The organism is Streptomyces asiaticus, assembly GCF_018138715.1.
Classification (GTDB): domain Bacteria; phylum Actinomycetota; class Actinomycetes; order Streptomycetales; family Streptomycetaceae; genus Streptomyces; species Streptomyces asiaticus.
In genome coordinates this window covers 7,440,658-7,466,028 of the sequence record NZ_JAGSHX010000006.1, presented here as the reverse complement: position 1 = coordinate 7,466,028, position 25,371 = coordinate 7,440,658, and the positions used below count along the sequence as shown (strand labels likewise).

General features: G+C 65.6%; 15 protein-coding genes and 2 pseudogenes. 7 read left to right on the top strand and 10 right to left on the bottom strand.

Features of this window, described 5'->3' with window-relative positions:
• Nucleotides 1-1,639: 1,639 nt before the first annotated feature.
• The gene (locus KHP12_RS39670; protein WP_086879385.1) at nt 1,640-2,911 is read right to left on the bottom strand and encodes an IS256 family transposase; all 1,272 of its coding nucleotides are present in this window, start codon (nt 2,909-2,911) and stop codon (nt 1,640-1,642) included.
• Between the two features lie 539 nt (nt 2,912-3,450).
• Here KHP12_RS39670 and KHP12_RS53915 point away from each other — a divergent pair.
• Nucleotides 3,451-3,895 (top strand): annotated as a pseudogene (locus KHP12_RS53915) (tyrosine-type recombinase/integrase); the annotation flags it as partial.
• A gap of 240 nt (nt 3,896-4,135) precedes the next feature.
• Here KHP12_RS53915 and KHP12_RS39660 read toward each other — a convergent pair.
• The 3 genes from KHP12_RS39660 to KHP12_RS39650 form a co-directional block, all read right to left on the bottom strand.
• Complete coding sequence (locus KHP12_RS39660; protein WP_086879384.1) at nt 4,136-4,525, bottom strand: hypothetical protein; 390 nt, start codon at nt 4,523-4,525, stop codon at nt 4,136-4,138.
• Nucleotides 4,526-4,532: 7 nt separating this feature from the next.
• Nucleotides 4,533-11,231, bottom strand: coding sequence for a polymorphic toxin-type HINT domain-containing protein (locus tag KHP12_RS39655; protein ID WP_246648823.1), 6,699 nt, complete (start codon nt 11,229-11,231; stop codon nt 4,533-4,535).
• A 219-nt stretch (nt 11,232-11,450) separates the two neighbouring features.
• A complete protein-coding gene (locus KHP12_RS39650) occupies nt 11,451-11,966 on the bottom strand; it encodes a LamG-like jellyroll fold domain-containing protein (protein ID WP_211834258.1) in 516 nt (171 codons plus the stop codon).
• 139 nt (nt 11,967-12,105) lie between these two features.
• On the opposite strand from KHP12_RS39650, the pseudogene KHP12_RS39645 reads away from it, so the two are divergent.
• Nucleotides 12,106-13,192, top strand: a pseudogene (locus KHP12_RS39645) (integrase core domain-containing protein).
• Here the strand turns inward: KHP12_RS39645 and KHP12_RS53560 are convergent.
• A complete protein-coding gene (locus KHP12_RS53560; protein ID WP_086879383.1) occupies nt 13,167-13,676 on the bottom strand; it encodes a transposase in 510 nt (169 codons plus the stop codon). The pseudogene KHP12_RS39645 and the gene KHP12_RS53560 sit on opposite strands and share 26 nt — an antisense overlap.
• Before the next feature lie 380 nt (nt 13,677-14,056).
• On the opposite strand from KHP12_RS53560, the gene KHP12_RS39635 reads away from it, so the two are divergent.
• The 4 genes from KHP12_RS39635 to KHP12_RS39620 all read left to right on the top strand — a co-directional run bounded on the left by KHP12_RS39635 (nt 14,057) and on the right by KHP12_RS39620 (nt 19,358).
• Nucleotides 14,057-14,905, top strand: a complete 849-nt coding sequence (locus KHP12_RS39635) for a Dor-1 like family protein (protein WP_211834257.1) — start codon at nt 14,057-14,059, stop codon at nt 14,903-14,905.
• Between the two features lie 19 nt (nt 14,906-14,924).
• A complete protein-coding gene (locus tag KHP12_RS39630; protein ID WP_143677728.1) occupies nt 14,925-15,245 on the top strand; it encodes a trypco2 family protein in 321 nt (106 codons plus the stop codon).
• A 15-nt stretch (nt 15,246-15,260) separates the two neighbouring features.
• Complete coding sequence (locus tag KHP12_RS39625; RefSeq protein ID WP_086879380.1) at nt 15,261-18,170, top strand: S1 family peptidase; 2,910 nt, start codon at nt 15,261-15,263, stop codon at nt 18,168-18,170.
• A 99-nt stretch (nt 18,171-18,269) separates the two neighbouring features.
• A complete protein-coding gene (locus tag KHP12_RS39620; RefSeq protein ID WP_086879379.1) occupies nt 18,270-19,358 on the top strand; it encodes an integrase core domain-containing protein in 1,089 nt (362 codons plus the stop codon).
• Nucleotides 19,359-19,700: 342 nt separating this feature from the next.
• Here KHP12_RS39620 and KHP12_RS39615 read toward each other — a convergent pair whose 3' ends face one another.
• From KHP12_RS39615 to KHP12_RS39595, 5 genes are all read right to left on the bottom strand, one after another.
• Nucleotides 19,701-20,339, bottom strand: coding sequence for a response regulator (locus KHP12_RS39615; protein ID WP_208652817.1), 639 nt, complete (start codon nt 20,337-20,339; stop codon nt 19,701-19,703).
• A gap of 116 nt (nt 20,340-20,455) precedes the next feature.
• Nucleotides 20,456-22,117 carry a sensor histidine kinase gene (locus tag KHP12_RS51625; RefSeq protein WP_143677726.1) on the bottom strand — a complete coding sequence of 554 codons (1,662 nt, stop codon included), beginning with the start codon at nt 22,115-22,117 and terminating at the stop codon, nt 20,456-20,458.
• 177 nt (nt 22,118-22,294) lie between these two features.
• Complete coding sequence (locus tag KHP12_RS39605) at nt 22,295-23,098, bottom strand: ABC-2 transporter permease (protein WP_086879377.1); 804 nt, start codon at nt 23,096-23,098, stop codon at nt 22,295-22,297.
• Nucleotides 23,095-23,799, bottom strand: coding sequence for a phosphatase PAP2 family protein (locus KHP12_RS39600; RefSeq protein WP_211834256.1), 705 nt, complete (start codon nt 23,797-23,799; stop codon nt 23,095-23,097). The genes KHP12_RS39605 and KHP12_RS39600 overlap by 4 nt, the downstream gene beginning before the upstream one ends.
• An 8-nt stretch (nt 23,800-23,807) precedes the next feature.
• Complete coding sequence (locus KHP12_RS39595; protein WP_086879376.1) at nt 23,808-24,752, bottom strand: ABC transporter ATP-binding protein; 945 nt, start codon at nt 24,750-24,752, stop codon at nt 23,808-23,810.
• Between the two features lie 219 nt (nt 24,753-24,971).
• Between KHP12_RS39595 and KHP12_RS39590 the strand changes: the two genes are divergently transcribed.
• Nucleotides 24,972-25,364: a nuclear transport factor 2 family protein gene (locus KHP12_RS39590; RefSeq protein WP_086879375.1), complete on the top strand. Its 393-nt coding sequence runs from the start codon at nt 24,972-24,974 to the stop codon at nt 25,362-25,364.
• Nucleotides 25,365-25,371 lie beyond the last annotated feature (7 nt).

Genomic DNA, 25,371 nt, shown 5'->3' with positions numbered 1-25,371 from the left:
ATCCGCGGTGCGTGGGGGCGGCTGCTGCCGCAGATAGTGAGCCACCTGCCTGTCGTCCCAAGCCTCCGGATCATCCAGTCGTCGAAGGAACTCTTGTACGCGGGCCGACCAGTCCGGCAGCAGCCACCACTTCCTGACGCGACCTACGGCGTGACAGGCCAGCAGGATCAGCACAGACCGAGGTCCGTATGCGGTCTCCAGGCCAGCCCACCGGCCGCAGTGCGCGCAGACATGCCCTGCGAATTCTTCCCACGCGCCAGGGTCGGGCGCCAGGTCACGCAGCACACGGCCATCGGGAAGACTGCGCTGCGGATCAGCCAGCACCCGGGGCAGTGGGGCGAATATCGAGGCAGCGCCTCCACTTGGCAAGCGGGCATCTTCCAGTGGAAGGTCAACCCGGGCTTCCGCCCTCAAATGATCATGGGCGGTACGAGTAGCAGCGGCATTCAAACGCATCATCTCGGCCTCTCCGATGCCGTCCTGGGCCGCGTGCCAGTCCTCAACCGGACCCTCCCGCCACGCCAGGGCCGCAACGCCGACCGAGGCCAATTCGATCAGCCTCTTCGAGTCCATCGGGTCCACACCACACACACGCGCCTGATAATCAAGCTGAGCGACGTCGATCCCGCCGCAGTCGAACAACCCACCATCTTGAGACCCACCGACCGTCATCCCGGACAACACCGGCTCAGCCCACGAGCCGCGCCGCAGGTTCGAGTCCCGCCGGGGGCACTTGGTTACACCCTGCGTTGCCGCAGGTCAGAGACGTCACACGACTACCCGTGGGGCTACCTGCGGCACCAGGACACAGCTGGCCGCGCACAGACCCGGCCCAGCCGCACAACCCGTCTTCACCTCACGTCTCCGCAGGTCAACGAAGCTGGACGAGGAACGTCAGCATCGGCCCTCGGCGTCGCAGGTTCGAACCAGAGGGGGTAACTCCAGCAAGCAGCCGGTCACCCACCGCAAGGCGCACAGGTCAGAAGGGGCCGGGGACTACCCCTCGGATGGCGATGACGTGAGGTCCGGTTCCTGGCCCACCGGCCCGCCCCTGTCATGCGCGGTCGGCGCGGAAGCACGGCTCTGCTCTCTCTGCTGCGCGACCCAGCTCACCACATCACGCAATACGGTCACCTGCTGCCGAGCCAGAGCTTCCGCTCCCGGCCCCTGAACCGTATCGATACGGAACTCGAAACACACAGCCCGACGGCGACCGGCACCACTCGCATCGCCACCCGAACCGCCCCGGTCCACCATCGCATCACGATCGTCCGCCACAACCACCAGCCTGCCCGGTCGTCCGTATCCGGACCCGACAGCAACAGGAAAGCCAGCCCAAAGAGTGAAACGCCCCGGGGGAAGTGGAAGATCAAGCCCTCGCAACTTCGGCAGCCCAAGCACCATCCATGGACTGACATCCAAGGTCATCCAGACTGCCCGATTGCTGCGGTCCAGCAGCACCAAGATGCAGCGGATATCCGAGGATTTGAGGTGCGTATCGAGCGCCGGAACCGATCAATTCAGCCATCCGATGATTGCCTAGCATCATGACGGACCTTCTTCTCCTTGCCGATGGAGATACCCGCCTCGTCGTCGACCAGCGCGGACGTGTCAGTGTCTTTGTGTAAGTCCTTGGAACTCATGTGGTGTTGAGCCGGTCCTCGAAGAACAGCGAGAACTGGTTCAGCGCCTTCTTCCAGTGTGCCGCGACGTGGTTGATATCGCTGGCCTTGGGGGTGATCAGCTCGCGCACTGCGAGGTAGAGCACCTTCAGTGCGGCCTGCTCGGAGGGGAAATGGCCGCGGTTGCGGGTGGTCTTCCGCAACCGGGCGTTGATCGACTCGATCAGGTTCGTCGAGTAGACGACCTTCCTTATCTCCGGTGGGAACGCCAGGTAGGGGGTGAACTCGCTCCAGGCGGCCTGCCAGGTCCGCACGACCGCCGGATAGCGTTGGCCCAGTTCCGAGGCGGTGAACTCCTCCAGCGCCTGTTCGGCGGCCTGTTCGGTCGGCGCCGTGTAGATCGCTTTGAGCGCGGGGACGAGCTTGGGGTGGTCACGGCTGGAGGAGAGTCGCAGCGAGGCCCGGATCAGATGGATCACGCACGTTTGCACCGTGGTTCTGGGCCAGGTCGCGGTAACCGCCTCCGGGAGGCCTTTCAGGCCGTCGCAGGCGACAATGCACACGTCCTCCACCCCGCGGTTGCGCAGTTCGGTGAGCACGGTCATCCATGTCGTAGCGCCTTCACCTCCGTCGCCGGCCCATAGGCCCAGGACGTCTTTGCGGCCGTCCATGTCGACGCCGACGGCGAGGTAGACCGGCTTGGAGACCACTGATCCGGAGCGGATCTTGATCCATAGGGCGTCGATGTAGATGATCGGCCAGATCGCGTCCAGCGGCCGGTTCTGCCATGTGGCCAGTTCGTCGGCGACGGCATCGGTGACCTTGCTGATCAGGTCCGGTAAAACCTCCACGTCGTACATGGCGGCCAGGTGGGAGCGGATGTCGCGCACGCTCATGCCGCGGGCATACAGCGACAGGATCTGCTCGTTGAACCCAGCCAGCCGCCTGGCGTGCTTGGGCACCAGCCTCGGCGTGAAAGAGCCGTTGCGGTCCCGCGGAACGGCCACCGTGACCGCACCCGCATCGGTCAGCACGGCCTTCGGCGAGGTCCCACTGCGGCTGTTGCCCGACCCCCGGCCGGCCGGATCGTGCTTCTCATAGCCGAGGTGCTCGCTCATTTCGGCATCCAGAGCCCGCTCCAGCACCGCACGGGTGACCTCGGCCGAAAGCCCGCCCTCACCCAGCAGCGCAGCTCCTGATGCGTCGGCGCGGTCCATCAGCCGCTCGACGACCTCGTTCACCAGCTTGTCCTCGACCGATACGGCGGTCGAGGTGTCGTTGTCCGCCATGTTCTGTCCGTCCCGGCTGGCCAAGGCCCGAGGCCGGGCCTCGGCCAGCCTGTCACATCACGGACTTACACGATCTTTCAGACACGCTCACCAGCGCACCACCGGGCCGGTGGCGGTCCAGAATATGCTGCCAGTCCCTGTTCTCCAGCCCCGCGGTTCCGCAGATTCCACTCGAATTGTGAATGAGTACCGGCGTCTCGCCCGCCAGCACATAGTACGTGTGCGGGCCTACCCCGCCCTACCTGGGTCTTCGCAGGTAGGGCAACGTTTGCTTGTCCGCTGAGGTTCGTGGAAGTGCGGCGGTGTCGGGTCCTGTTGCCGTCAGCGTTGCCGTCAGACGCGACCGTTACTCGGCGCCGAGGATGGCCGTGGTGGAGGCGGAAGTCCTCGTAGTCCTTGAGGTTGAGGGTGGCCAGCGGCAGGTCGTAGGTGAGAGCGCAGGCGGCGATCCACATGTCGTTGGTCGGGCGGGGCCGAGCGCGCTGTATCCCGGCGGCCGAGAGCCGTCCCCAGGTGGCGGCGCCGGACTCGTCGCCGGGCAGACCCAGAGCTCCGAACAGCGCATCGCCCTGCCGACGCCATGCCTGCACTCTCTCGAGCAGCACCACAACCGCCAACGCCAGGATCGCGAAGCGGCCGGGACGGGCTGGAAGGACAGCGGCTACGTCTTCACCCGATCCGACTGAGCCCCGATCGAGGGAGCCACCCTCACCCGGCACTTCAACACCCTGCTCCGTCAGGCCAAGCTCCACCGCATCCGATTCCACGACCTCCGACACTCGCCAGCGACGCTCCTCCTGGAGCAGTGGGTCGAACTCGTGGTGATCAAGGAGTTGTTTGGGGCACACCCACATCGGCGTCACCGCCACCGTGTACGCCCACGTCCGGCTCCGCCTCCAGCGCGACGCCATCGACCTTCTCGGCCACGCTCTCCGCAACCCCGCCGAGATCACCGGCAAGCCCGGCGGCGGCGACGAACCCCCCTCTGCGCAACCCCCGTCCGCTGACGTTGCCGTCAACTACTGCCGTCAGACATCCCAGAGGCCACACCGGGACATCATTCCGGTGGGCCCTCTGGGGTTATCGCTGGCCGTTATCGACAGGGAATCCCCCGCCGGGCGGCCAAGCTTCGCGTCAGAGATCAGTTTTCGACTTGGAGAGACGGGAAGTTCGCCAACACGACCTGCAACCGCTCCGCCAATGGTTGACCATTGACAGATCTCGCTATTTCTTTGAGACTGCCGAAATGCCACCCAACGCCAGGGAGAATATCCGGACAAGCGCCTTCCGGACATCCGAGTCTCGATCGAGACGTTCCAGCGATTCAAACCTCGCCGGATCAAGATCGATGGTGGCAATTCCGCCCGCATTCTCGCCACCCGCGGTCGAGAACAGCAAGAGACACCGGTAGGCCCGCACAGCCCCTGCTCTTTCCTCACGCATCAGCGACTGAAGGAACACGGTCTCTTCCTTGACTTGACTGCGGAGTGCATCCACAGAGCTCCACCGCGTAGCCCAGCCTTGGTCCTCCGCCTCCAACTGGATCTCGAGTAGCGTATTGAAATCGATCCGGCACACCCGGAAGTCGGGGTCGGTCGAATAAATCATGGACATCAGAGCGCTACTCTCCACCGTAGACATCGATACGGATTGGCTTATCGGGGTCGAGACGCCCGTCGTTGACCCTCGTTTGAATTTCATCCCAGCGATGATGACCGCCAAGAATTGTTCCGTCACGTGACACAAGAATTCCGTCTCCCTTGGGGGCCTTATTGACCCCGTCCAAGAGTTCTTCCTCGCTCAGGTACTCGTGATACCACTGCGATGCCGGGTCCCGAGTCTTTTGCCCCTCGGTGTATTTGCCGAGATCACCAGCTTTCTCGTAACGCGTCGAAATATTAGGACCGCATCCCGGACCGGTGTTGTGAACGAGGACGGACGCCTCACCCGCCAGCACATAGTACGTGTGGATGCCGCTTATGGTGAGGTCATGGGTGCGTTGGCGGCGTTCGAAGTAGCGAACACTCTGAACCTTTGCGGTGTCACCGTTCGAGGTCCGGAGGGTCATGCCGGGCTTCAGGTCTCCGGCGTCGACCCAGCGATCCTCGCTCTCTACCCAGAAGGGATGTGTAACTGTGGAGATGAGGGCCGCGCTCTTCTCAGCATCACCAGTGGTGATTGAGAGATCGACGAACTTCTTGTCTTCTTCCGTGACGATGGTGCCTGCGACCTTGCGTACAGTGGTACGGCCCGTGGCGGGGTCGGTGACGGTCACCTGGTCACCGGTTTTGACCTCCTCGATATTCTTGGTCGATCCGTCTGCGAGGAGGACATCTGTCCCGGGCAGGAAGCTGTGACATTCAGGCCCTTTGCTCGTGCCCTTGATTGCTCTCCCCAGGGCTTTGAGCGCCTGCACCTTTCCGCTTCCGAAATCCGTGCACCGCGACACGTCCCCAGTTGCGCAGTCGATCGCGGGCGCAACATTGGTGACCTCGCCGTAGAAGGTGGCGGCAGAGGTGAAGAGCCGTTCGAAGAACCCAGGCTTCTCGTCTTCCCCCAGGACGGTGATCCAAGGCCCGCGGCTCTTGGCACCTTTGGACTGCGCCCTCCAGGACCACGTGTAGTCGAGCGTGCGAGCGCTCTTGCGTGATCCTCCGGGGTTCGGCCAGTACCGTTCGTGCCGGTAGGTCCATCCGCCGGAGTTGTCCAGGACCCATCCGCTGCCTTGCCTACCCTGCTCACGGTTTGCCGCGTCATCGTTGTAGCCGGCTCCGCCGGCCGGGCCGTCAGGGCGCAAACCGTTGGGGTCGCTGTAGGTCGCAGGGTTGTTGTTGCCGTAGCTGTAGCCATGGATCTGCTGGGGATCGGTCAGGTCCATGACCGGATCGACGGAGAGGAAGCGTCCGGTCGTGGGGTCGTATTCGCGGGCGCCAAGGTGGGTGAGGCCGGTGGTTTTGGTGTCGTCGGTGCCGCCTACGAAGCCCTTGGTGCCGGGCCAGGTGGTGGGCTGCTGGCCTCGCACGCCGCCGAAGGGCAGAGTGCGGCGCTGCGTGAGCTTCTGTGTGGCGGCATCGATGGCGAGTTGGGCGGTCCCGTGGTGGTCGGCCACCGTGAAGGACACGGTGCCGTCGTCTTCCTCGACTGCCTGGTGGCCGCCGCCGAGGTCGAAGTAGCGGGTGACCTTGGGGGTGGTGGAGCCCTTGGGCAGGGTGATTTCGGTGGTGCCGAGGTAGAGGGTGGTCTCGGTGGGGGTACGTGCGATCAGGCGGTTGCCGTCGGCGTCGTAGAGGTATTCGGTGACCTTGTCACTTCCGCCCTCGACCGGTTCGGTGACTTTCGCCAGGTGTCCTTCGGCGTCCCAGCGAAGGGTCTGGGTGTCACCGCCAGTCGTGCGGGTGGTGGTGTTGCCGGTTTCGTCGTACCCGTAGTCGTCCTTGGCGGTGCCGGTGGGGCCGGTGGCGGTGACGGAGGTCATGGCGTGCGGCCGTGCACTCCTGGGACCTGGATCGGGGTATGTGTAGGTGCGCTTGGTGTCCTTGGTGCTGTCGCCGCTGGTGTCGTGCAGGGTTTCGGTGCGGCGGTTGCCGATCTGGTCGTAGGTGTAGGAGTTCCAGTACGCCGCCGGACCACCCACGACGCTGCCGCTCGGTGTGGTGGCGCAGCTTTTCTGGTCCTGGGTCCATGCCTCGGTCAGGCGCCGCAGGTAGTCGTAGGTGAAGCACTGGTTGTCCGTGCCGGAGCGGGAGACGTCCGACACTGACAGCACATTGCCCGACTCGTCATAGCCGTACGTGCTGTACTGGTCGACGCCTGCCACGTCCTGCCGGTCCACACGAGCGGTGGCCAGCCGCTGGGTACCCCACTCGTAGGTGTTGGTGAGCCAGGTCTTCTTGCTTCCGCTGCTGGAGAGTTCGTACTGGCTGGGCTTCCCGGTCAGGCTGTAGAGCGTGGTGGACTTCACTCCCTGGCCGCCGTCGATGGCGACGGGACGCAAGGTCTCGTCCTCGTAGGTGTAGACGACGGTGGCTGCCGGATGGGATCCGGCCTTGGGGTAGCCCTTTCCTTCCACGAGTCCGGAGGCTTTGTACGTGGTCGCGGACAGATAGGTGCCCTGGAGCTCGCCCTCTTCGGCGGGGATGGTGACGGACGTGCGCAGCGCTCGGTAGAGGCGGTCGTAGGCCACGACCTTGGAGGTGTAGGCCCGGCCGTCGTCGTAGCGGGTGGATTCCGCCAGGTATCCCTTCGCGTCTTTGACGGTGTCGTAGACCCATTTTGCTCTCAGCTCGCCGCTGGGTGAGTCCTTGTGCAATTCGGTCTTGCGGCCGAGGCCGTCGTAGACATAGGCGAGGGTGGTGTTGCGTGCGTCGGTGGTGGAGGTCAGTTGGCCACGGTCGTCGTAGGTGCTGTGGGTGGTGCCTTTGTCCGGGTCGTTTGCCTGGGTCTGGTGGCCGAGGAGGTCGTAGGTGTAGCGCCAGGTGTTCTTCGCGGGGTCGGAGACCTCCTGGAGCTCACCCCGGGAGGTATAGGTGTAGGCGGTGGTGTCGTAAGCGGCGTCGACGCTGCGCTGATGGTGCTGCCGCAGTTCGGTGGTGCGGCCGCGGGCGTCGGTGAGGGTGGTGGTCGCGGTGCCCCCGACCGGTGGGATGACCGTGGTGCGGTCGCCGCCGAATATGGTCTTGGTGACGCCCAGCACGGTCCCGCCGTCGCCGTTTCCGGCGATCTGCCGTGCCTCGGTCTGTCGGCCCAGGCCGTCGTAGGCATAGCGGTTCTGTGTCTCGACGCTCAGCGCGTCCTCGGGCTTGAAGAGTGTGGTGGCCGGTTTGCCGTCCGTGTAGTAGGTGGCGAAGTCCTTCGACTTCAGACCGCGTTCGTCATAGAAGACGTCTGTGAGCAGTCGGCCACCCTTCGGGCCGGGTGCTTGTGTCTGCCGCTCGCGCAGGAGGCCGTCGTAGAGGGTGTAGGAGGTGCGCTGCGCGCCGTTGTTGCCCAGGGTCTTCGTGCCGACGACGACGGGCTGGTTCTCGGTGACGTGGTAGGTGAACTCGTAGGTCGGGGTCTGGCTTGTGAGCCGGTCGGCCAGCCACACCTTGGTGGAGCGGCCCAGTGCGTCATACGCGTAGCTGGTGGTCTTCTCGTTGGTGTCGCTTTGCTTCAGTGGCAGCCCGCGTAGCGCATCGCGGGTGGTAGTGGTCGTCTGCGCGGTACTCGCGTCGCCGCTCTTGGCGGGCGGCGAGGTCTCTTCCATGCTGGTGGGCATGCCCGTCGCAGGGATGTAGGCCGTGGTGGTGATGCGGCCGTCGCTACGGGGTGTCCGGGTGAGTGTGCCTGCCGCGGTAACCGTGACGTTGGCGGTCAGATCGGTGCTGGTCAGGGCTCGGCCGTAGGAGTCGTAGGTGGAGCCGGATTCCAGGTAGACGGCCGTGGATCCGTCGTACGCCTTCAGCACCGCTTCCCCGGTGGCGTCTCCCTTGGTGGGTGCCGCGTCGTAGGCACCGCCGTCGTAGGCGGTCCGGGTGTCGGAATTGACATCACCGGGTCGGCTGACCGCAGCGTCGCAGGCCTTGGCAACGGTCTCGACCCGGGAGGGAAGGGTGAGGATGTTCTTGTCGGTGTTGGTGGCGTAGGTGGTGCGGGTGCATGTGTTGTCAGCAGCGGTGGTGATGTCGCCGAAGTCGTCAACCTGGGTGACCCTGCCTGCGACGGTGTCGTAGCTGGTGGCCGTCGAGACCGTTCGCCACTTGGCGCCGGCGCCGTCATCCAGGGAGGTGAATGTCTTGGTGTGCGCTGTTCCGGCGAAGTTGGCGGTGACCGTGCCCCAGTCTCGCGTCTTCTTGGCGGTCTCGTGGTGCCAGGGACGGTTGACCTTCTTGGCCAGGACCTTTCCGTCGGGTCCCGAGTAGCTGACGGTCTTGTAGGCGAAGCCGTTGGCCGACTCGTGGTCGGTGATGGGGTCGCCCTCGCCGTCTTCCAGGCTGACCGACACGCTCTTCGTGCCGCCTCCGGTGTCCTTGCGGTCACCGTCCATGCCACGCAGGAAGTACGTGTCTTCCTGCGACTTCATCGCCTTCGAGCCACCCTGGCCACCGGTCTGCACACGGACCTGTCCGTAGCCGCGCCACTGCGACCAGGTCTTGAACTTCTCCTTGGTCAGCCCGTCGTCATCGTCGAAGTGCCAGGCAGCGCCGCCCTTGTAGTCGTAGGCGGTGACCTGGTCCGGTGCGCCGCCGGTACGGTCGGTGGTGGTCGTCGAAGTGACCACGTACTTGTTGAACCACTGCCGTTCAGGGGCATCGCTGGTGCTGCCGCCGATGTACTGCGGGAAGCAGCGGGTGGTGTTCGTCTGCGGGGTCGGCAGAGAGCCCCAGTCACAGGCCTCGGCAGAATAGTTGACGTCTATCTGGCCGCCGGACTCGTCGGCGACCGTGGACAGGCGGTCTTTGATGAAGGGCGCGTAGCCGTCGCCGGTCTTGTCCAGTCGGTTGGCCAGCTGGGTGTAGGCGAAGGTCGTCTTCGGCAACGTGATGGCCGGCTCAGCCGTGTGGCCAGTGTGCTGAATGGACTCCAGTTCCAGCTGGTAGTCGGTGTCAGCCTTGCCCCACCGGTGGACCAGGCTCCATGAGTCGACGGCCTTGGGGGCACCGCCCTCAAGAACCTGAGTGGTGACCTTTGTCAACCGCTTACGGGTGAAGAAGACCGGGGCCAAGCGGCCCTCGTCGCAGTCCTCGTCTGCTGTGCAGTTCAGGTCCCAGGGGGTGTCGTACCAGGCGAACGCGTCCTTGTCGATGGAGGCGCAGTCGCTCTGTGTGTCGGGCAGGCAGCGCTCGCCGCTGGTGAAGTCGACCTTCGCCAGCGGCTTGGTGCCGTACATGGAGGAGGATCGCAGCCCGTATTCGATTCGGTCCAGGTTGCCGCCGCGGACGTAGCGGGTGTTGTCCTTGGCCTCCAGGTTGCGGCCGTAGGAGTTCGTCTCCTTGTCGTAGTAGTACGCGATGGCGTTGCCGTGCGGGTCCACGACGTAGTCGAGGTTCCACCGCCATGCCTGCTGGCACCAGGAGTCGGCGAACGCCGCACCGTGGCAGGGCTCGTCCGCGTCGTCCCCGAACACCGGGGCTGTCCAGGTGGAGTCGGTCGTTTCCTTGCCGTCGGCCCATCCGGGCAGGCGGTTGTAGCCGAAGTAGTAACGGATGCCGTCGGGCGTGGTGACTCGCCAGTACTCGTCTTTCCGCGCACCGTTGCCGCGTACGTTGGTGTCCGAACCGTAGAGCCGGTCGATCTTCGTGCCGTCGTCGCTCTTGAGTTTCCAGGAATCCGTCCCGTTCGGGACCAGTTCCCCGCCCTTGCCGTTGAAGGACATGTACGCGTTGTCATAGGCCCAGCACAGGTCGCCGGGCTTGTTGCCGTCTGCGTTCTTCACTCCGTCGTCCGCACACGGCTTGTAGCGGCGCTCGATGAACCCCGGCCAGAGGTCGAAGCCGTCGCCGACCCACGAGGCCTGGTTGTTGGTGTTCGTGGTGCGGCCGTCGATCCCGCCCGAGGAGTACGACAAACCCACAGTCGGTGTCAGGTCCCCTGGTACGTCCGGTACGGGCATGGCGTACGACCAGGTGAAGTCCCCGGTGTTCAGGTTGGTGTTCCATGCGGCTGAGGGGGAGAGAGAAGTGGCTTTGTAGTCCCCCTTCTCGCCCTGTTCCTCCGCCACCGCCGCCAGTACCGTCGGCGTGTCCGCGCGCAAGACCACGTTCGGCGCGAGGAGGGTGTGCTTCTCTGCATCGTTGATCGCCGCGAGGGGGGTGAGCGTGCGGCATCCCGGTCGGTCGGGGGCGGTGAGGGCACAGGCGGGTAACTTGACCAGCGTCAACCGGGAGGCGTAGCCACCACCGTAGGCTTGCGCGAAGGACGAGTAGTCGACTCTGGCCCGCACCCGCCCTGACGCGGTGTCCTTCGTGGCCTTCTCACCCGTTTTGGGTTGAAGAGAGAACAGGAGACCGTCGACGCCGGACTTCGCGGCGGCCTTGTGGTCCAGTACGCGGGCAGCGACCTCGCCACGTGCCGCGCCCGTTTTACCATCTGTATCCAGTGCCAGCGGCAGACCCTGGGCCGGTATCGCCGACGCTGACGCCTTCGCACCTGCTCCCGGCAGCTTCACCACCGCTGAGGCGGCCTTGGGCCAAGCGACGCGCGGGGCCGCCTGCGGGGTTCGCGGTCCCTTCATCATGGTGCGTGGTTTGACCTTGCCAACCGTGCCGCGGACGGGCTTCTCGGCGCGCGGAAGGTCAGGACGGCCCTTTCCGTCATCGGCGGCGAGAGCAGGCTGCGTCATCCCCTGCAGCAAGGTGGCGACCATGACCACAGCCGAGGCCATCGCAACGCGAGGGCGCAGCGAGCGTAACCGCTTCCGAGGTCTGCCGTTCATCCCTGTTCTCATCCCTCACTGTGTGCACCACGGACGCACGCGTCCGGCGGTGGAACGAAAGCTCGCGCTTGTCTGAACTGGGCTGTGGCGTAGTGAACCGGGCAGTTCCTGGCTCACCACGGTGAATCAGTCGCCGCTGGGTACGTCTGTGGCCATGCCGGGTATGCCGATCGCGAGTCGCGCGACCTGGGCGTCGGTCAGTGTCCCCTGGAACGCCCACACATCGGAGACCGCGCCCGGCCAGTACTGGCCCCAGGTGGTTCCGGTCTTCGCCCGGCCAAGTTGCAGCGGCTGCGTTCCCTTGAACGACAGCACGTCGTCCACCTGCGCGATCCGGTCGGCGCATGAGGTCTCATCGGAGACGCCGTCCCCGTCGGTGTCCGCACAGGCGATCTCTTCGAGCTCACCATTCACGTAGAGCTTGAGCTGCTTGGCGAACCCGTCGTAGACCAACGCCAGATGTGTCCATTCAGCCGAGCTGGAGAACTGACCGTTCTCCACCTGCTTGACAATGGCGTCCTTACCGTCGGCACTCGCCATGGAGATCCGCCATCGGCCCGGATCTGTGTCCGGCGTGGTACTGGGCACATATCGCACAGCGAAGGCATTCTGCTGCGCACCCGGTGCGCTGAGCAGCGCCACTTCGTTCTTCGGTACGGCCGCGGCTTGTGCCCATGCCTGTGCCGTTCAGAAACTCATCTCTCCTGCTCGCGGGCGGCGTCCGGACCCGGCCGCTGGGGTGGTCTGGCGCGCCATCACGGTCTGCTGGAACCCTGTCCGGGTGATCGTTTCGCTCCTATACCAGGCGACTCGGAAGTTGCTCACAGTCCCGACGGTGCTGCTACGCCGGGACACAGCCAAGAACGCGGAATTGCTCGTGCTGCGGCACGAGAACGCAGTGCTGCGCAGGCAGCTCACGAGGCCGGTGCGCTACGAGCATGCGGACCGGCTGTGGTTCGCAGCGCTGTCCTCGCTGATCCCCCGGCGCCGGTGGGCGCAGGTGTTCCCGGTGACGCCCCGCGACGCTGTTGGCGTGGCACCGCAGGCTGATCGCCCGGAAGTGGGACTACAGCAAGCGCAGACGCAGGCCCGGGAGACCTTCGACGGCGGGTGCGGTGAAAGCTCTGGTGCTGCGGCTCGCCAGGGAGAATCCGCGTTGGGGCTGTCGAAGAATTCAGGGCGAGCTGGTCCGGCTCGGACACCCAGTCGGCTCGACGACGATCTGGGAGATCCTCACCGCGGCGGGCATCGATCCAGCCCCACGCCGCAGCCGTCCGACATGGCGCGATATCCTGACCGCTCAGGCCCAAGCCATCATCGCCTGCGACTTCTTCCACATCGACTTGGTCGATCTGCGCCGGGTGTACGCGCTGGTGTTCCTCGAGCACGGCACACGCCGGCTGCACATCGCGGGAGTGACCGCCCATCTCACCGGACCCTGGACGGTGCAGCAGGTAAGAAACCTCGCCGTCGAGTTGGGTATTCGGGTGGACTCGCTGCGTTTCCTGCTCCGCGACCGGGATGCGAAGTACACCGAGTCCTTCGACGCGGTCTTCAAAGCCGACGACACCCAGGTCGTGAGGACCGCGCCACGGTCCCCACGGATGAACGCGCACTGCGAACGTGTCATCGGCACCATGCGCCGCGAGGCCCTCGACCACCTCTTGATCTGGAACGAGACGCACGCTCGGCAGGTCCTCGATGCTTACGCCCGGCATTACAACGGTCATCGCCCCCACCAGGCTCGTGGGCACCTCCCTCCCCTCCTCCAGGAGCACCCGACGTCCATGCTCGCCCCCTCCGCTCACCGGGTTCTGCGCACCCGAATACTCGGCGGCGTGATCAACGAGTACAGATACGCCGCCTGACCGGGAACGACGAGTTTCCGAACGGCACACGGTCCACATCCCCGGCTGTGGACCGGCGAGCGACCACCACAGCCACACTCGCCTGGGGCGCGGTCGCCACGGAGATGGTCGACTTGGAGTCGGATGACGGTGCCTTCGATAACCGACAGTGGTGCTTCGGGGTAGTCGGCCCAGGCCGAGCACCGGACGAGCAGCCGGGCAGACGGTCCCAGGCGGTGGCGGCGGCCTTGCCGTAGTGGGTGGTGTCGGTCGTCGTAGTGATTGGATGGGTCAGACTGGCCGGATCCTCGAACTTAAGCTCCGCCCCACGCTTGGGCTTCCGCCCGTGCCGGGCTGGCTGCGGCGGGGGTGGGGGCGGGAAGTACAGGACGCGGTCCGAACATATCCGGCCCAGCAGGTCAACGGGCAAGCCCGCAAGCAGGAAGCTCAGTCGGGTTACGCCATCGCCGGCATCAACAACGACCAGGGCGGGCGGGGCCCCGATCTGTCACCGGCCCGCCGCATACAGCCGCTGGAACACTTCCCCGGACCTGGACGGCTGTGACGACGATCTCGTCGCCCATGGACACAGCGGGAGCACATCCAGCAAGGTAGTCCCCGACGTCCGCCCTGGCTCCAGCCCAGCTACGAGCCTCCGCCCCGACCGTATGTGTGGCAGAACAGCCGACCCGGGCTGGTATTCGCTTCCGGTCCCGGCCAGTTGCTGACACCGGCCACCAGGACCAACCGTCCCTCCGTCGTATAAGGCCGATGAGTCTCCGAGAGTGGGAACTTTCGGCCATGGCACGAAGGCCACGCGTTACGTGGCTGCCGCTCGGGGAGGAATGCAGTGGGCAGGGATGCCGCCGAGGGGAGGAGGGGGCTGTGTTTGGTTTAGGCGCGAAGAGGAATGAACCGGAGTTCCGAACCGCCGTCACAGGCTTGCTTGAGGAATTGGTGCGGACGTTACACGAGGGGCTGGCCGAGAACCGCAAGGTTACGGATCAGCTACGGCGTGACACGGCGAACATCATCAATCAACGACTAGAGTCACTTTCGGCCGACTTAAGGGATTTGCGTCGTGCTCTGGGTGAGGCGCACAGCGACATTGCGGAATCCCGCCGAGAGGTGGAAGCGCTGCGCCTGGAGGTGGCGGCCACGCGTCGGGAAGCGGCTGAGCGCGGCATCGCACCGACGCGACGGCCGAGCTTTGAGCGGCCCCTGTCCGGTCCCGGAAGCGTCGCGGACGTCGAGGCGAACTCAGCGACTCAAGCCCCGGCTGAAGACGAGTTCGCACACGAGGAAAGGCTGGTGCGGGCCGCAGGCGTCAGTGCCGTGGATCTGGTCTGTCACCGCGACACGTGGGCGTTCATCGTGGAGCAGTCCGCACGCAGTGAGCACTTCAGAGTTCCTGGCGAGGTGGCGGCCGACGCGACCGGTCAGGTGCGGGTGACGGTGTCTGGCCGCAGCCTCATCGCCATCCTCACTGCCCTGTACACCGCGAGGGAGGGCGAACGCGGTAGGGACAGCGGCAACTGGGCATTGGCCGGGACGTTCTACCAGCGCATTGCAGATGCGATCGACAGAGTGTCTCCCCGGCACCACAACCCCCTCACAGGGATAGATGAGGAAGGGCCTGGTATCACCGGCCGGTTGGTGATCCTCATCGACGACCGCCCCGCCCAGCCGGATCAAGGCGAAGAGATGATCCAACCAGTAGCTGACTCGGGATGAAGTGCGGGAGGCAATGGCCATGGACGAGGGAACCGAACTCTCTGATGCGATTAGAGCCGTGCGGGTCGGCCTCGCCGCTGCGCAGCAGGCCGGAGACGGGCTACCGATCCGGTTCTCCGTCAAGGAGATCACATTGGACTTTGGGATCGAGATTCGGCACAGCGGGTCAGCTGCCGGCGGAGTGAAGGCATTCGTCGTGTCCGCCGATACGAAAGGAGAGCGGTCGGCGAGCCGCGCCCATCGGCTGACAGTGAGCCTGCTGGTCCACGGAGGCGAGGACACGCTGATCAACGATTACCAGTCTGGCTTCGGCCCGACGAGCACCGAGCTACCGTCGTAGCGGGAGGGCAGCCAAGTGGCTTCGGTGTCGGCGCGTGCGGCGGAGGTGCTGCGTCCCGATAACGGCCGATTCGGATCCGGCAGTGTCATCGCCCCTGGATTGGTGATTACGGCGCGTCACGTCGTGGCCGACTCGTCCGGGACACTGCCCGAGGGCTGCCAGGTGCTGGTGCGATTACTGCGCCACGGCGGCGGGCGGGCAGTGCCGGTGGCTGTGGTATGGGACGGCGGCCGGGAGCTGGATGTCGTGCTGCTACGCGGCGAGCCCGATCTGCTGGGGCGCCAGTTGGAACCCTTGCGTTGGGGGGAACTGACATGTGAAGCCCCGACGGACCGGCCGGAGTGTCGGGCGGTGGGCTTCCCACGAGCTATGAAAAGGGGCGACCTGCGAGATTGCCGCGAGGTGATCGGGCAGGTCAGTGCGATCAGCGGGCTGCGAGCCGCGAAGTACGAACTAGACGTGACCAACGCTACGGCCCAGGAGGCTTCAGGGTGGAGCGGCCTGTCCGGAGCCGGATTGTTCTGCCATGACCTCTTAATCGGCATCGTGAATGCTGTACCGGACGGTTGGGGCGCGCGGGTGCTGTGGGCGACTCCGGCACGTCGACTGCTGGCCAGCGACGGCTTCGTCCAAGCGGTGACCGCTGCCGTCGGCGCGGCTCCCTGGTTGGAATCGGCCGACCAGGGCCTGTTGTTCGAGCACCCGCCCCGCCCGCGGCTATCTCCCTCATATCTGCTGTCTCCGCGAGCCGAGGTCGTCCCCTTTTCAGGCATGCACTACGAGATCGACCAGCTGCTCGCCTGGTGCGTCAGCGGCCAGCCAGCAGATGTCGCCGTGGTGACGGGACCGGGCGGAGTCGGCAAGACCCGGCTAGCCGCAGAACTCATGCGCCGCCTGGCGCACCGGGGAACCCAAAGCTGGACAACCGGCTTCCTCGTAGATTCCAGAGCCCACGAGCCCAGCAGCCCCTACCGAATGCTCACCGCTAACACCCGTCCGCTGCTACTGGCGATCGACTATGCCGAAACCCGCATCGGCCAGGTCGAGCAGGTCCTCGACGCGCTGGGTAACGCACGGCACACCGAACGGGTACGGGTGCTGCTACTGGCCCGCTCCATCCGCGGCTGGTGGACCTCCTTAAGCGTGGAGCGTCAGCACACCGAGGTGATGGGTGACGGCGTCACTGTGCACCTCAGCCCAACCGCCGCCTGGCACAATCTCCTTCCGGACCAGGCCATTCAGGACGCCGCGGATGCCTTCCGCTCACGAATCGACGTCCTGCGACACGGTGTACCCACCGCTGCGGATGACGACCCCGCCGTCACCGCGGCCCGTCCCCGAAAAACCATCGAAAGGCAAGAGACCACTGCGCACGACATCGTGTCGGCACACATGACAGCACTGGCAGCCGTCCTGGCAGACAACGACAGGCAATACCCTCAGGCGGGCCGACCCGTCGATGTGCTGATCGGGCATGAGCATCGCTACTGGAGCCGCAGCGTCCGCGCGGCGGGCCTGGAAGCTACATTCAAATCACGTCCAGAACTACTACGACAGCTGGTGGCGTCTCAACGAATCGTCGGGGCGACCAGCCGCAGGGAAGCCCTGGCTGCCGTCGCGGCTGCCTTCGAGGCTCACAACCGCGACATCGATGAACCGCAGCCCCTGGCCCCTGACACCCGCACCCGGATCGAACGAATGCTGGCGGACCTGTACCCGTCGACCGGCGGCGTGCGATGGGGTGCGATGAGCCCGGACACTCTGGCCGCCGAACTCATCGCTCAGGCCGACGAGGAATCGGACCACGAACTGGTGGCCCACCTCCTGCCCAACGACAAACTCTCACCCGAACAGCGTCGACACGGGTTGACCATCCTCGCCCGCGCCAGCGCCACGCAACACACGCTGGTCGCGTCCACAGCACGAGCCTTCCTGAGAGCTCCCCAGACGCTGCTGCCCGATGCCATCAGCACCGCCGAGGCGTTGACCCAAAACGACGCCCTGGTCTGGCTCAACGGCATCCGTTCCATGCTCACCGCCCAATCCCAGACCAGGAGCCTGACCACCGAGATCCAGCAATTGGACGCCGCCGTAGAGCGCATCCAACTCACTCCGGAGGCTCCGCCACCTCCGGAGCTCCCGGCACCGGCTGAGGCCAACTCGTCAGCCGAAACCGGGCCCGAGGAATTCCACAGCATCATCGGAGAGCCTCACAACATCTCTACCTTGCGGCGCTTCGATCAGGCCCTGCGGACCTTGGCCCACAACGCCATCCGCGCTGGCACCCCTCTCCCGGACCTCGTGACCGCCCTCATCACCACGGCCGGAGACATGGAACTCCGCCTAGCCGCCTCCGCTGCCCCGATCGCCCCATTTCAGGGCACCGAATCTGCCTTGTGGCAGTGCCCAGGCCGGACCACCGCCTTGCTCACAGCCACCGAAGCAGCAGGGGTTCCCTCCCCTTACCCCGCGCTGGTGCCCTTCGGCCACGCCCCGCAGGGCGGCAGCATGCTGGTCAACCTGGAAGCCATGCGGCTTATCTACCTCCAATCCCCCGCGGGCCATAGCAGTTCCACAATTCATAACCTCGCCCGTGATCTCGCCCACAGCCCCTTTGCCGACGAACTCCATCTCCACCTCGTCCAAGTCGACCTGCCAGCGCGGGACCAAAACATCACGGCCAAGATTCACCAACATCGTTCCTTGCACTCCGCGCTCGTCCAAGCCAACCAAAACCACACCTCCAGCCGATCTCGCGCACCGCAGATCGTGCTGTCCAAGGAACCGCCATCCCATCGAGCTGGTGCACTCCTCAGCCAGATCGTCGACGCTCCCATTTCCAACACGCCTTTCGTCATCACTGCCGCTGCCTCACCGGAGATCGGCCCTATGGTCCCCTGGACCCTGAGCATCACGACGCAGTAATCAAACCGTCGGCACCATAGCCTGTGCCGTTCAGGAATGCGTCGTTGCAGGTCGTAGGCGGTCTGGCGGGATCAGCGCGCGTGCTGGGACCATGTCCAGGTGATCGTGTCACTGGTGTATCAGGTCACACGGAAGCTGCTCTCGGTTCCTGCGGTGTTGCTGCGTCGGCGGACGTCCAGAGATGCTGAATTGCTCGTGCTCCAGCACGAGAACGCGGTGCTGCGCAGGCAACTTGCGAGTCCGGTGCGGTATCAGTGGGCGGACCGGTTGTGGTTCGCGGCATTGTCCTCGCTGATACCCCGGCGTCGCTGGGCGCAAGTGTTCCCTGTTACGCCAGGGACGTTGCTCCGTTGGCATCGGCGTCTCGTTGCACGCAGGTGGGACTACAGCGAGTGCCGGACCAGGCCGGGCCGGCCGGCGACAGTGGAAGTTGTGAAGGAGTTGGTGCTGCGGCTGGCGCGGGAGAACCCGCGCTGGGGATGCCGCAGGATCCAGGGGGAACTCGCCCGGCTGGGCCACAGGATCGGCGCCTCCACCGTCTGGAAGATCTTGACGGCAGCTGGTTTCGATCCGGCTCCCCGCCGCGGCGGGCCGACATGGCGCGAGTTCCTGACATCCCAGGCCGAGGCCATCATCGCCTGCGACTTCCTGCACATCGACCTGGCAAGCCTTCGCCGGGTCTACGCGCTGGTCTTCCTTGAGCATGGCACGCGCCGCCTCCACATCGCCGGCGTCACCGCTCATCCGACTGCGCAGTGGACGGCCCAGCAGGCCCGCAACCTTGCTCTTGAGGTGGACGTGCGCCTCGAGTCGTTGCGCTTCTTGATCCGCGACCGGGACAGCAAGTACACAGAATCCTTCGACGCGGTCTTCGAAGCTGAGGGCATCGAAACCGTCAGGATCGCCCCGCGGGCCCCGTGGATGAACGCGCACTGCGAGAGAGTCATCGGGACACTGCGGCGTGAACTCCTCGATCACGTGCTGATCTGGAACGAGACCCACGCTCGCCACGTCCTCGATGTCTACGCCCGGCACTACAACGGCCATCGCCCCCATCAGGCTCGAGAGCAACGTCCGCCCCTTACCGACAGCCGGACCGCACCATTGACCGACTCGAGCACTCCGCGACGACTGCTCCAGACTCGCGTCCTCGGCGGCCTGATCAACGAGTACAGACACGCGGCCTGACCTGCAGCGACAGATTTCTGAACGGCACAGCCTGGCGAGGGCGGAGAGCACGGCACGATCGGCCCACGACAATCGCGGCCGCTCGACCTCTCGCCGCAGGACGGCGACCTCATGAAGCAGCGCCAGGATCTCGACGTTGTTCGCGGCAAGCGACCGGCACAGCTGGAGGAAGCAGCTCAGTAAGCGGCAGAAGATCAGGTAGAGCAGTCGCAGGCCCACAACTACTGATCATGCCCATACTCAAACGATCCCAAAGCCCCTGGTCAGTCGCCGTACGGCAATAGAGACACCCTTCACGGGGGTGAAGCCATTGTGAAGCGTTACGGTGCCAACAGGGACGATTCACTGGCCCTCATCCACGAGGCCGGTTTCATACGCAATGATGGCCGCCTGAACGCGATTACGTACGCCCAGCTCGGTTAGGATGGAGCTCACATAGCTCTTCACGGTCCCCTCCACTACGTACAGACGCTTCGCGATTTCGGCATTGGACATCCCTCTGCCGACGAAGGCAAGCACCTGCCGTTCCCGTTCCGTCAGGCCCTCAACGCGCTCACGTGAGGCCGCACGCCTCTCCATGCGCTGTCCGGAAGAGCCGCGGTTTAGCTCAGCGATGATGCGGGTCGCGACCTTGGCAGAGAGGTAAGCGGCTCCCCTGGCTGCTGCGTGCACTCCACTTAGCAGTTCGCACGGGTCACCGGATTTGAGCATGAAGCCGCTGGCTCCATCTCCGAGAGCCTGGGCCACGTATTCGTGTTCGGAGAAGGTCGTCAGGATCAGCACCGAGACATCTGGTGCTTGCCGCTTGATCTCTGCCGTGGCGACGAGACCGTCCATCACCGGCATCCGGATGTCCATCAGTACGACGTCCGGGCGGTGCTGCAGGGCGAGAGCAACAGCTTCGGACCCGTTCTCCGCTTCGGCGATTACGTCGATCTCCGAGTCTGCGGCCAGAATCGCTCGCACGCCGGCACGGATCATAGTCTCGTCGTCTGCTAGAAGAAGTCGGACGGTAATGGCAGTCACCGTTTCTGTCGTGAACTCGTGGTGAGTTCTGGTGGTTCGGAACTGGCGGCTTGTTCCCCATGTTCGCGGAGCTACCGGTCGTGGTCCACAGGCGCCCTGGATTTAGCGGAAATCACACGCTTGTCCATCAGTCGGCCTTCGGCGAAGCACAGGCGGTACACGTCGACCCGCACGAACAGGGCCTCGCTTGCCCGGTAGTAGCGGCAGGTGGCTCCCGGTGGCACGGGAAGGTACTCGGACGGTGGGTCACTCATCTCGTTGTCAGGGAGCAGAGCCTTGACCCTTGCCTCGGTCTCGCCGACCACGAGTCGATCGTAGCGTACAGGGGCGAGCGTGGAGGAAGCCGACAGATAGGCGTAGTACCCGAGCATGGTCGCAACGAGACAGGCGGACAACGCGATGGGGACGGACACTACGGTGAGGAAGCGTCGGCGGAGACGAGTCGTCGCACGCGCCAGGTCGTCCCGCGGGGTGTCCGTCTTCGGGTCCGCGTGCCAGGGGCTGCCCGCCGATCGGATCGCAGCGGAGGTCCGCGGCAGGCGGGCGGTCACCTCGAAGCCGCCGTCGGGCAACGGCCCGGCGCGGAACTCACCGCCGGCTAACCGTGTCCGCTCCTCCAACCCGACCAGGCCACGGCCTCCTTGCGGTCGGTCACCCGGCGGCTCCGTCGGCGGGCAGTTGCGTACGATCACCGTGACGTCGGCCGGCGTGTAGGCGAGATGGACCGAGACCTCTGCCTTTGGGGCATGTTTCATCGCATTGGTCAGCGATTCCTGCACCACGCGATACAGGGCCTTGTCCGCCATACTCGGCAGCTCACCGAAGTCGCCCGTGCGCTTCAGTTCTACGAGTACGCCGGACGTGCGCGCTCGGTCGATGAGCAGGCCTATGTCGGCGTGTGAAGGGTCCATCGGGAGTGGAGCATCGTCTTCGCGCAGCACACCGATGATGTCCCGCAGACGGTCCATGACATCTGCGACATTGGCGCGCAGTTCCCCCGCCGATCGACGGAAGCGCTCTTCCACTCCTGGGGCGACCTGCAGCGCACCGGCGCGCAACGCAATCAGGCTTAGTTCGTGGCCGAGCGAGTCGTGCATGTCCTCGGCAATGCGGGCCCGTTCCCGCAGCCTGGCCTGCTCCACGCTGATACGCTGCTGTGCCTCCAGTTGACGGGCGTGCTGCCAGCCCGCGTGCTGCAGTTCGCGCCGCTGCATTGCGTACCTGCCCATGAGCCAGGGCAGCAAGCAGACGAAGATCAACGCAGTCAGCAGCACGAACCACATAGGGGTGGTGAGCCCGCCGAGGACCGAAGCGGCCGAACCACCGACCACCACTAGGCCCAGCAGGCCCAGCACCGTCGGAGGGTTCACCGACTGCCGACCCACCGCGAAGCTCGTGACGAACACCGCCGGCACATAGGGCGAGACCAGGATGGCGCCGACATCGTTGTGCAGGGTCCCGGAGGCCCACCACAACGCCAGGCAGACGGCGCACGAGACCGCGGGAAGCGCGCGGTACAGCGCCACGGCGACGGCGATGGCGACGGCGCCGGCCGCTGTCTGCCACGGCCGGTAGTCCTCCGCTCGGGTTTCCGGGACGATCAGCAGAGCCGGGGCGTTGAGTGCCACCCACGCGCCCACCGCGAAGAGCGGCCAGTGGCGGGGCCATTGATGGCGTTCCGAGGGTTGAATCCACCCCACGATCCGGGCCATGTCAGCGGTCTTGAAGGTCACACAGGCCAGAGTAGCCAGCGCCCCCGGGCGGGGGTACTGACGAAGGTCGTGCAAGCGGGCATCCGGCCAGCGCCAGCCGGCCCGGGGCGCAAAAGGGCGTTGCACGCCGAGCGGGGGTTCCCGGCATGCAACGCCCGCGCATTCCGGCGGTACCGGAACGCGTACGAGGGGTGCCGCTCACGCATCGCGCTTGCGCAGCACCAGATAGCCGACCGCCTGGACGAGCACGGCCCAGCCCACGACGAAGAGCAGGGCGGTCATCGGTCCGTACGGGGTGCCGTCGGCGTTCATGAAATGCGTGCCGGCCGCGTCCGGCAGCCGGTCCGCCACGTACTCCAGCGGCGCCATGTCGGTGGCGGACAGGATGAGCGAGACCATGGTCAGCCCTACGAAGACGATGGTGAGGGTGCCCGCGGCACTGCGTACCGCCACGGCGACGCCGACGGTGAGGGCGCTGATCAGCGCGAGGTGGACGCCGATGCGCAAGGCCGTGGCCACCGCCTCGCCGCTGTCCACGGTCGTCAGGTCGCCGAGCATCAGGGAGGCGGCCGCAATGCCGAGGAGGCCGGTGGCAGTTCCCGCGACGAGGCACACGGCACCGACGACGAGGGTCTTGGCGAGCAGCAGGGTACCGCGGCGCGGCACCGCCTGCAGCGTGGTGCGGATGCTGCCCGAGGTGTACTCGGCGGTGATCGCCAGCATGGCCAGCGCGATCAGGCCGAACTGCGCGATGTACACGGTCGAGATGGTGACCTCCGTGGCGGAGACGAGCGGGCCGCCCCGCCTGTTGTTCACCATCGTCGAGCCGATGATCGGCGCGGCCAGAAGCATCAGCCCGGCCGTGGCGAGCAGGCTCCACCAGGTGGACCTGACCGACCACAGCTTGGTCCACTCCGCCGCCATGGCGCCGGTCAGGCCTCCGGAAGCGCCGCGCGCCCGGTGGGACGCCCGGACCGGAGCGGCGTGCGGCGCGGCCGTCATCCCTGGTTCCTGTTCGGCGAGGCGTGAGCGTACTGCGCACGTGCTCCGGCGTACGTCTGCGGAGCGGTGCCCAGGACGGAGGCTAGCGGGGTCTGTCGCAGTCTGTTGACGGCCCAGGTGCCTGGGATCATCAGGGCGAGCATGATCACCGGGGTCACGACCACGCCGAGCAGGGCACCCGCCGCGACATCGTGCAGGTAGTGCACACCGACGTAGACGCGGGACAGCGCGACGAGGGCGGCGAGCGGCAGGGCGAGCATGCCGATCAGACGCCAGCTGATGACGAGCGCGGCGGCGGAGGCGGCGGCGATGACCGAGTGGTTGCTGGGGAAGGCCCAGTCGCCCGGTTCGGGGCATTCGGCGATCGTGGTGACGTGGGGAATGGCCCGGCAGGGACGTTCCTCATGCAGCCAGCTCTTGATGCCTTCACTCAGCATGTAGGTTGCGGCGACCGCGACCGCGACCGCGACCGCGACCGGGCCGAGCAGGGCCAGGGCCATGGAGCGGTCCTCCCGTCTTCTGGCGCGCCACCACTGTAGAACGAACAGGGCCACGAAAACGAGGATGCCGGCTTCAGTGCCGACTTCGCCGAGTTTCTGTAGCCACGCCGGCGAACCTGCGGCCCACTCGGTGATGTCCCGGTACACACCGACGCCGTAGTGGGGTCCGGCCTCGGCGAGTTGCACAAGGGCTGTGTTCATGAGCAGTGTCATTCTCCGTAGGTGGTTCGCGTGGCCTGCACGGCGGGGGCCCCGTATTCGACAGTGTCGGCGGTGAGTTCCATATAGGCCTGTTCCAACGAGGCTTCGACGGAGCGCACTTCGTGCAACCTGACGTCCATCTCGTAGGCGAGATCGGCGACCGCCTCGACCGCCAGGCCGGTGATGTGCAGCTCGTGGGTGCCTTCCCAGCGGACCGGAACCCGCTGTTCCGTCAGCCGAGCCTGCAGCCTCTGAAGGGCTGCGGTCTCCGGCCCGCGGGCGCGCACGGCGTTGAGAGAGCTGCGCTCGATGAGTTCCTGGACCGTTGTCTCGGCGATGAGCCGTCCCTTGCCAATGACGACCAGCCGGTCGGCAGTGAGCTGCATCTCGCTCATGAGATGGCTCGAGACGAAGACCGTGCGCCCTTCGGCGGCAAGCTGCTGCATTAGTCCTCGGATCCACCGCACCCCGTCTGGGTCGAGTCCGTTGACCGGTTCGTCGAACATGACGATGGCGGGGTCTCCGAGCAGCGCGCCGGCGATTCCGAGGCGCTGGCCCATCCCCAGCGAGAAGGCCCCCGCCCGGCGCCCCGCGACCGAGGTCAGTCCCACCACATCGAGGACCTCGTCGACCCGGTGTACGGGGATGCCGTTGCTGCGCGCAAGTGCCTTCAGGTGCGCACGGGCGCTACGTCCGGGGTGCAGCGCCTTGGCGTCGAGCAGGGCACCGATCTCCCGCAACGGGTGGCGGAGTTCGGCGTACGGCCGGCCATGGACGAGCGCAGCACCGGCGGAAGGGCGGTCCAACCCCGTGATCATGCGCATGGTGGTGGACTTGCCCGCGCCGTTGGGGCCGAGGAAACCGGTGACGCGCCCCGCAGGAATCGTCAGGGAAAGGCCATCCACCGCGGATACGTCACCGTATCGCTTGGTCAGCCCCTGCAGGGTGATCATTCTTGGCTCCCGGCCTCTTCGGCGTCCTTCGTCACTGAAGAAGGTACGAGGCTGGGACCGTGCGGCGCAGTGCACCAAGGAGAGCAATCGACCCTTACTTTAGTAAGGAATTTCCCCCTGTCCTTCGACAACGGCACACGACTTCTTGCAGTGTGTCCCGGGAAACCCGCGGCGGGCTTCCGGTCCCGCCACTCGACGCAGGGGGAAGGCACAGGGTTCATGCCTCAGATTTCGAGCACTGCACAGAGGCCGCAGGGAATTGCGCCAGCCAATACCGTCCGCCGGTACTACCAGCTCGTCGACGACGGCGACATATCCGGTGTGATCCAGCTCTTCGAGCCCACAGCGGAATATCTCCGTCCGGGCTATGAGAAGCTGACCGGGCACGTCGAACTGGAACGCTTTTACCGCGACGAACGGATTATAGAAAGCGGTCGGCACACCATCGGCTCCCTGATCGCTGCGGACCTGGATGTGGCGGTGCGCGGCGAGTTCCACGGGATCCTGCGGGACGGGCGGGAAGCCTCCCTCGAATTCGCCGACTTCTTCACGCTGACCGAGTCGGGCACCTTCGCGAAGCGGCAGACCTTCTTCTACGCCCCGCTGGTCTGAGGGGTTC

Coding starts and splice junctions, on each gene's coding strand:
- KHP12_RS39670 (WP_086879385.1), bottom strand. CDS start 2,911: ATGGCGGACAACGACACCTCGACCGCCGTATCGGTCGAGGACAAGCTG.
- KHP12_RS39660 (WP_086879384.1), bottom strand. CDS start 4,525: ATGTCCATGATTTATTCGACCGACCCCGACTTCCGGGTGTGCCGGATC.
- KHP12_RS39655 (WP_246648823.1), bottom strand. CDS start 11,231: ATGACGCAGCCTGCTCTCGCCGCCGATGACGGAAAGGGCCGTCCTGAC.
- KHP12_RS39630 (WP_143677728.1), top strand. CDS start 14,925: ATGGACGAGGGAACCGAACTCTCTGATGCGATTAGAGCCGTGCGGGTC.
- KHP12_RS39615 (WP_208652817.1), bottom strand. CDS start 20,339: ATGATCCGTGCCGGCGTGCGAGCGATTCTGGCCGCAGACTCGGAGATC.
- KHP12_RS39605 (WP_086879377.1), bottom strand. CDS start 23,098: ATGACGGCCGCGCCGCACGCCGCTCCGGTCCGGGCGTCCCACCGGGCG.
- KHP12_RS39600 (WP_211834256.1), bottom strand. CDS start 23,799: ATGAACACAGCCCTTGTGCAACTCGCCGAGGCCGGACCCCACTACGGC.
- KHP12_RS39595 (WP_086879376.1), bottom strand. CDS start 24,752: ATGATCACCCTGCAGGGGCTGACCAAGCGATACGGTGACGTATCCGCG.
- KHP12_RS39590 (WP_086879375.1), top strand. CDS start 24,972: ATGCCTCAGATTTCGAGCACTGCACAGAGGCCGCAGGGAATTGCGCCA.